Below are 7,192 nucleotides of genomic sequence, written 5' to 3'. Positions count from 1 at the left end.
CCGTGAGCCAATGTGAGAATGGCCGGATGACAGGCGCTGAGGAATTCACCCCCGAGTCGGAGCGGGTCATGCGCACCCTGCGCGACCAGATCATCGACGGGACGCGTGCGCCCGGCAGCAAGCTGGTGGAGCGGGAGCTCGCCGCCGAACTCGGCGTGAGCAGGCTGCCCGTCCGGGACGCCTTGCGCGATCTGGTCAACGAGGGCCTGGTGACGCCGCGTCCGCGCACCTGGGCGGTCGTCCGGGAGTTCTCGCCGTCCGACATCTCCGACCTGAGCGAGGTCAGGTCGGCCCTGGAGACCCTCGCGTTCCGGCTCGCCGCGCAGCGCCGCACCCGCGCCGGGCTGACCAGGCTCCGCGCCGACCTCGACGCCGAACTGGCCGCCGCCGCCAAGGGGAACGGCGCGCAGGCGCGCCGGGCGGCCGCCGACTTCCACGAGACGGTCACCGAGCTCGCCGACAACGCGCTGCTCAGCGAGTTGGACACGACCCTGCGCAGCCGGATGCGCTGGCTGCTGGGCCAGCACGACGACTTCGACGCGGTCGCGGAGGAGCACGAGGCGCTGTACCGGGCGATCGAGGAGCGCGACGAGGAGCTCGTCGGTGAGCTGGCGGTCCGTCATCTGGCCACGAGCAGCGCGGAGGCGACCGCGCACCGCAGCAGGGCGGCGGCGCAGGTCTGAGCCGCACGCGGCGCGCCGTGGCCGTCGTACGGGGGAGTGCGGGGCGATCCGGTCGCTCAGACGCCGCGGTAGCGCGGCAGTGCCGGCAGGCGCAGCGCGAGGGCGGCCAGGAAGAGGACGAGGAGCAGCGCGCTCGCGAACGTCGTGGCGGCCACCCCCAGGTACTCCGCCGCCACCCCGAGGCCCAGGGAGGACAGCGGCATCACGCCGATGGCGAGCTCCTGGACGCCCAACGCCCGCCCCTGGAAGGCCGGTTCGGTGGTCATCAGCAGCAACGTCGTCTGCAGGACGCCGAACGCGGCGCTGAGCACCCCGATCCCGGTCATCAACGCGAACGAGAGCGCGAGCCGCCCCGACATCGCGGACAGCGCGAACAGCGCCCACAGGGCCGCCCACGCCGCCGTCCCGTACACGAACAGCCCGCCCTTGAAGCGGAAGTCACCGAGCGCGGCCATCACCAGGGAGCCCACGAGACCGCCGATTCCGCCGCAGGTCAGCAACCAGCCCAGTCCGTCGGCGTCCAGACCGAGCGACTCCTTGGCGAAGACCGGCATGAACGCCTGGTGGACTGGCCACAGGAAGACGTTCGCCGCGAGCGTCACGGCCAGGACGGCGGCGGCCAGCCGATTGCGCAGCACCGCGCGCAGACCCCCGACGAGCATCGCCACCACCGGCTCGGCGGCGGCCGGTTGCTCCGTGCCGCCCCGTTCCGTGCCGCCCCGTTCCGTGTGACGCAGTGGCCACAGGGCGAGCAGGGACGCCGCGTACCAGGCGCTGGAGATCCACAGTGCGGCCGGTGCCCCGAAGGCGCTGATCAGGGCGCCGCCGAGGGCCGGTCCCACCACCTGCGTCATGTTCATCGCCATCGCGTTGAGCGCGTTGGCGTTGCTGAGGTTGCGGCGGCCGACAAGGGAGAGGACGAGCGCCGACCGGGCGGGTTGCGAAGGCGACTGGGCGAGGCCGATGGCGAGGCCGCCCAACACCAGGGCCCAGTACGGCACGTGGGTCAGTGACTCCAGGCCGGACACGGTGGCCGCAGCGGCGAGCGCCCAGCCGCACGCCAGCGTGAGCAAACGTACGCGGTCGTAACGGTCGGACAGCACACCGGCGAACGGACCGAGGAGCATCGGGGCGAGCCGCACCGCCGTGAAGACCGCGAGGTGCAGCTCCGAGCGGGTCGTCTCGAAGACGATCCAGCCCAGCACCATCGTCTGGATCCACGCGCCGCCGAAGAAGAACACGTTGGACACCCACAGGGCGCGGAACCCCGGGTTCTCGCGCAGCGAGGCGAGCGGGCCCGTCCGGCCGGGGGCGGGCGACGGGGGTGCGTCCAGCGGTGTCTGCCGCGGCACGGGCTGCTCCTCTGCTGTGGTGCTCCGGTGGCGCCGCGCCCGGTGCGGGGCGCGGCGGGGCAGGAGTCGACGGGACGGCAAATGGTATACCGCGTGAGTTTCGTCTCCTGTCCGGCGGCCGGTGCCTCACTTGCCGACGAAGACGACCCCGCCCTCGACGTCCGAGCGGATCTCCGTGCCGACCTTGCGCGCCAGCAGGTCGTCGAGCCGGTCCAGCGGGCCGATCAGCGCCCGGCCGCCGGCCTCGGCGACGCGGACCGCGGCCTCGACCTTGGGCTGCATCGAGCCCTCGGCGAACTTCATGGTGGACAGGCCCTCGGGGGAGGCGGTGAGGATGTCGCGCTGCTCGGGGGTGCCCCAGTTCTCGCTGACGAAGTCGCCGTCGGTGAGCATGATCAGCATGTCCGCGCCGAGGTCCGCGGTGAGCGCGGCGCTCGCGGCGTCCTTGTCGACGACGGCCTGCATGCCGATCTGGCGGCCCTTGGAGTCGGTGCGCACGGGGACGCCGCCGCCGCCCACGCAGACCACCAGGGTGCCGTTGTCGAGCAGGGTGCTGACCAGCGGCGCCTGCATGATGCGCAGCGGGTGCGGGGACGGCACGACGCGGCGGAAGGCGCCGCCGTCCTTGGCGATCGTCCAGCGGTACTCGGCCGCGGCCTCGGCGGCGTCCTGCGCCGAGTATGTCGGGCCGATCAGCTTGGTGGGCCGCTCGAAGGCCGGGTCCGACTCGTCGACCTCGGTGGTCGTGACGATGGCGGCGACCTCGCGCTCGCCGACCAGGGCGTTGGAGAGCTCCTGCTGGATGACGTAGCCGATCATGCCCTGCGTCTCCGCGCCCAGGATGTCCAGCGGGTAGGCCGCCACGTCCTGGTAGGCGAGGTTCTGCAGCGCCAGCAGGCCGACCTGGGGCCCGTTGCCGTGCGTGATGACGACCTCGTGCTCGCGGGCCAGACCGGCCAGCGCCTGGCAGGCGCCCCGGACGTTGGTGCGCAGGTGGTCGGCGGTCATGGGCTCTCCGCGGCGGGCGAGGGCGTTGCCTCCGAGGGCTACGACGATGCGCATGTGTTGGTCCCTTACTGCTGCTGTTCGGCACTTGTGTTCGGATACGAGAAGCAGGATGGTATACCAATGTGGGTGATCCGGAAGGGGCACCGTCGAGCGAGCGCGTGCCGCGACGGACCGCGGTGAGGAGGGGTACGAGGATGGGCCAGGCAGCATCCGGCGGGTCCGGCGCAACGCGCACGGCGCGCGTGGAGTCCGGTGACGCGGAACTCCTCGACCGGCTGCACGCGTTCACCGGGCACGGCACCGTCCACTCCGTCTTCACGCGGGTCGTGAACCTGCTCACCCCGCAGGGCGCACTGATCGCGCTCGCCGCCCGGGACGCGGGCGACGCCCCCAGGACGCTGGTCGTCGACGTCACCGACTGGACGGACCTGGAGCTGACCCCTGGGCAGCGCGTGACCTTCGCAACCGGGAATCTCCGCATCGAGCTCCCGCACCGGACCCTGCGGCTGACGACGGCCGACGCCCGGCGCTGGCGCGCCCGGCCGCCCTCCCTCGCCCACCTCGCCCCCGGCGCCCTCGCGGCCGCCGCCGACCACCTCGACCGGCTGAACCGCACGTACGGCCCCCGCGGGGGCATGCTCGGCGCGACCCCCTGCGCGGGACCGATGGAGACCGCCGTCGCCCGGGCGCTCGACGAGGGACGGGCGACGCTCGTCGCCGCGGTGCGCGACGGACGCGACGCCGGGATCCGGCGCGGCATCCTCGCGCTGCTCGGCCTCGGCCCCGGACTCACCCCCGCGGGCGACGACTTCCTCACCGGCGTCGCCGTGCTCGCCGCGCTCCCCGGCAGCGCGCTCACCGGCTTCGTCCCCGCCCTGAAGGCCGTACTGGCCGAGCATCCAGGACGCACCACCGACCTCTCCCACGCGACGCTCGCCGAGGCGGCCGACGCCCGCGTGCGCCACGAACTCATCGACGTACTGCGGGAGTTGGCCCACGGCCGACACCCGCAGGAGCTGAACGCTCCTGTCCGGGAACTGCTGGCCATCGGCCACACCTCGGGCAGCGACACCCTGTCCGGCCTCATAGCCGGGCTCCACCTGGAAGAAGAACTGCGAGGTTCGCTGTGAGTACCACCACAGCCGTCGTACGGAAGAACACGTACTACGACTCCGTGTCCCTGATGTCCGTCTCCACCAAGGCCAATGCCCTGGACGGGGTCGACCAGGCGTTCACCGCCATGGGCACCGAGATGAACAAGGGGGTCCTGGACAACCTGGGCCTGCTCACCGACGAGTTGAGGGCCGCCGAGAGCGGCGACCTCATGATCGTCCTGGTGGCCGAGGACGGCGCCGACACCCAGGCGCTGCTCGCCGGGATCGAGGACCTCCTCACCCGCAAGGCGCCCGCCTCCGCCGGTGGCGGCGAGGTCACCTACCGGACCATCGCCTCCGCCGCCGAGGGCATCGACGGCGCGAACCTCGCCGTCATCGCCGTCAACGGCGCCTATGCCGCCCGCGAGGCCCGCAAGGCCCTCGACAGCGGCCTGCACGTGATGATGTTCAGCGACAACGTCGCCGTCGAGGACGAGGTCGCCCTCAAGCAACTCGCCCACGACAAGGGCCTGTTCATGATGGGCCCGGACTGCGGCACCGCGATCATCAACAACGTCGCCCTCTGCTTCGGCAACAAGGTCCGCCCCGGCAACGTCGGCATCGTCGCCGCCTCCGGCACCGGCTCGCAGGAGGTGTCCGTCCGCGTCCATGCGCTCGGCGGCGGCATCTCGCAGCTCATCGGCACCGGCGGCCGCGACCTGTCCGAGCAGGTCGGCGGCATCATGATGGTCGACGGCATCCGCGCCCTCGCCGCCGACCCGGCCACCGACGTGATCGTCCTCGTCTCCAAGCCGCCGGCCCCCTCCGTCGAGAAGAAGGTCCTCGCCGAGGTCGCCGCCGCGGGCAAGCCCGTCGTCGTCTGGTTCATCGACGGCTCCGAGGAAGCGGTCACCGCCGCCGGCGGCCACTTCGCCGCGGGCAGCCTCCAGGCCGCCCGCACGGCCGTCGAGCTCGCGGGCGTCGCCCAGGACTCCGCCGACGACTTCGACGCCGAGGCCGCCGCCGCGACCGTCGTCGCCTCCCTCGCCGAGGGCCAGAAGTACGTCCGCGGCCTGTTCTGCGGCGGCACCCTCTGCGACGAGACCATGTACGCCGTGCGCGACGCCGGCCTCGACGTCTGGTCCAACATCCAGAAGAACGCCGACTTCCGCCTCCCGGCCGGCTCCGCCTCGCGCGGCCACACCTTCCTCGACTTCGGCGACGACGACTTCACCAACGGCCGCCCGCACCCGATGATCGACCCGGCCCTGCGCATCGAGCGCATCGTCGAGGAGGCCAAGGACTCCGAGGTCGCCGCCCTCGTCATGGACTTCGTCCTCGGCTTCGGCTCCCACGAGGACCCGGTCGGCACCACGCTGCCCGCCATCCAGGAGGCCCAGCGGATCGCCGCGGACGCGGGCCGCCACCTGGAGGTCGTCGCCTACGTCCTGGGCACCGACCTCGACTCCCCGTCGGTCGCCGCCCAGAGCGACGCCCTGCGCGCCGCCGGCGTCACCGTCACCCTCAGCTCCACCGAGACGGGCCAGTTCGCCCGTGAGATCGCGAAGAAGGCACAGGCATGAGCACGTCGCAGCAACCCGAACTCACCCCTGCCGCCGCCCTGTTCGGCAGCGACCTGAGCGTCGTCAACGTCGGCCTCGCCATGTTCGACGCCGACCTCAAGGCCCAGCACGCCCAGGTCTCCACCCTCGACTGGACCCCGCCCGGCGGCGGCAACCCCGAGGCCGCCCGCGCCCTCGACGTCCTGGACGAGCCCGGCCTCGCCGCGACGATCGAGGCCGCCAACGCCGAGGCCGTCGAGCGCATCATGGCCGCCCGCCCGATGCTCATCGGCTTCGGCCGCGCCCTGGACGTCGTCCCCGGCATGACCGCCACCACGATCCTGCACTCCGGCCCGCCCATCACCTGGGACCGGATGAACGGCCCGATGAAGGGCGCCGTCACCGGCGCGCTCGTCTTCGAGGGCCTCGCCAAGGACCTCGACGAGGCCGCCGAGGTCGCCGCCTCCGGCCGCATCACCTTCAAGCCCTGCCACGAGGCGGACTCCGTCGGCTCCATGGCCGGTGTCACCTCCGCGTCGATGTACGTGCACATCGTCAGGAACGAGACCCACGGCAACATCGCGTACACCAACCTGTCCGAGCAGATGGCGAAGATCCTGCGGATGGGCGCCAACGACCAGAGCGTCGTCGACCGCCTGATCTGGATGCGGGACGTCTTCGGCCCGATGCTCAAGGAGGCCGTCGAGCTCACCGGCCCCGTCGACCTGCGCCTGCTGCTCTCGCAGGCCATCCACATGGGCGACGAGTGCCACAACCGCAACGGCGCCGGCACCCTCCTCCTCTTCCAGGCCCTCGCGCCCGGCCTGCTCCAGTCGTCGTTCACGACCGAGCAGAAGAAGGAGGTCTTCGACTTCGTCGCGTCCTCCGACTACTTCTCGGGACCGACCTGGATGGCGGTGGCCAAGGCCGCGCTCGACGCCGCCAACGGCGTGGAGAACTCCACGATCGTCACGACCATGGCCCGCAACGGCGTCGAGTTCGGCATCCGCGTCGCCGGTCTGCCCGGCCAGTGGTTCACCGGTCCCGCGCAGCAGGTCGTCGGCCCGATGTTCGCCGGCTACAAGCCCGAGGACTCCGGCCTCGACATCGGCGACTCCGCGATCACGGAGACGTACGGCTTCGGCGGCTTCGCCATGTCGGCGGCGCCCGCCATCGTCGCCCTAGTCGGCGGCACCGTGGCCGAGGCCATGGGCTACACCCGCGACATGGGTGAGATCACCACCGCGCAGAACCCGAACGTCACCATCCCGGCCCTCGACTTCCAGGGCCTGCCCACCGGCATCGACGTCCGCAAGGTCATCGACACCGGGATCCTGCCGGTCATCAACACCGCCATCGCCCACAAGGAAGCGGGCATCGGCATGATCGGCGCGGGCATCACGCACCCGCCGGCCGAGGCGTTCACCAAGGCCGCCACCGCTCTCGCCGACGCCTTCGGCGGCTCCTCCTCCTGATGCGCGCGAGCGCCCACC

The 7,192-nt window shown here is 72.1% G+C and carries 6 protein-coding genes; 4 read left to right on the top strand and 2 right to left on the bottom strand.

The features are described from left to right. Window positions 1–26 precede the first annotated feature (26 nt). Window positions 27–683, top strand: coding sequence for a GntR family transcriptional regulator (locus RBJ77_RS25390; RefSeq protein ID WP_255969953.1), 657 nt, complete (start codon window positions 27–29; stop codon window positions 681–683). Between the two features lie 56 nt (window positions 684–739). Here RBJ77_RS25390 and RBJ77_RS25385 read toward each other — a convergent pair whose 3' ends face one another. Next, window positions 740–2,035 carry an MFS transporter gene (locus tag RBJ77_RS25385; RefSeq protein ID WP_372347162.1) on the bottom strand — a complete coding sequence of 432 codons (1,296 nt, stop codon included), beginning with the start codon at window positions 2,033–2,035 and terminating at the stop codon, window positions 740–742. Between the two features lie 126 nt (window positions 2,036–2,161). Next, window positions 2,162–3,097, bottom strand: a complete 936-nt coding sequence (locus RBJ77_RS25380) for a carbamate kinase (RefSeq protein ID WP_372347161.1) — start codon at window positions 3,095–3,097, stop codon at window positions 2,162–2,164. Between the two features lie 140 nt (window positions 3,098–3,237). Here RBJ77_RS25380 and RBJ77_RS25375 point away from each other — a divergent pair, with 140 nt between their 5' ends. Genes RBJ77_RS25375 through RBJ77_RS25365 form a run of 3 tightly spaced genes read left to right on the top strand, consistent with a single transcriptional unit; the run spans window position 3,238 to window position 7,174 of the window. Beyond that, complete coding sequence (locus tag RBJ77_RS25375; RefSeq protein ID WP_372347160.1) at window positions 3,238–4,173, top strand: DUF2877 domain-containing protein; 936 nt, start codon at window positions 3,238–3,240, stop codon at window positions 4,171–4,173. Beyond that, window positions 4,170–5,720, top strand: a complete 1,551-nt coding sequence (fdrA, locus tag RBJ77_RS25370) for an acyl-CoA synthetase FdrA (protein ID WP_372347159.1) — start codon at window positions 4,170–4,172, stop codon at window positions 5,718–5,720. Before RBJ77_RS25375 ends, fdrA begins: the two co-directional genes overlap by 4 nt. Beyond that, window positions 5,717–7,174, top strand: a complete 1,458-nt coding sequence (locus RBJ77_RS25365; protein WP_372347158.1) for a DUF1116 domain-containing protein — start codon at window positions 5,717–5,719, stop codon at window positions 7,172–7,174. Before fdrA ends, RBJ77_RS25365 begins: the two co-directional genes overlap by 4 nt. The last annotated feature ends 18 nt before the right edge of the window (window positions 7,175–7,192 follow it).

This window comes from Streptomyces sp. KL116D (assembly GCF_030766975.1).
GTDB lineage: Bacteria > Actinomycetota > Actinomycetes > Streptomycetales > Streptomycetaceae > Streptomyces > Streptomyces longispororuber_A.
The sequence above is the reverse complement of the archived record's forward strand: the minus strand, read 5'-3'. Positions and strand labels throughout refer to the sequence as shown.

Coding starts and splice junctions, on each gene's coding strand:
- RBJ77_RS25390 (WP_255969953.1), top strand. CDS start 27: ATGACAGGCGCTGAGGAATTCACCCCCGAGTCGGAGCGGGTCATGCGC.
- RBJ77_RS25380 (WP_372347161.1), bottom strand. CDS start 3,097: ATGCGCATCGTCGTAGCCCTCGGAGGCAACGCCCTCGCCCGCCGCGGA.
- RBJ77_RS25375 (WP_372347160.1), top strand. CDS start 3,238: ATGGGCCAGGCAGCATCCGGCGGGTCCGGCGCAACGCGCACGGCGCGC.
- RBJ77_RS25365 (WP_372347158.1), top strand. CDS start 5,717: ATGAGCACGTCGCAGCAACCCGAACTCACCCCTGCCGCCGCCCTGTTC.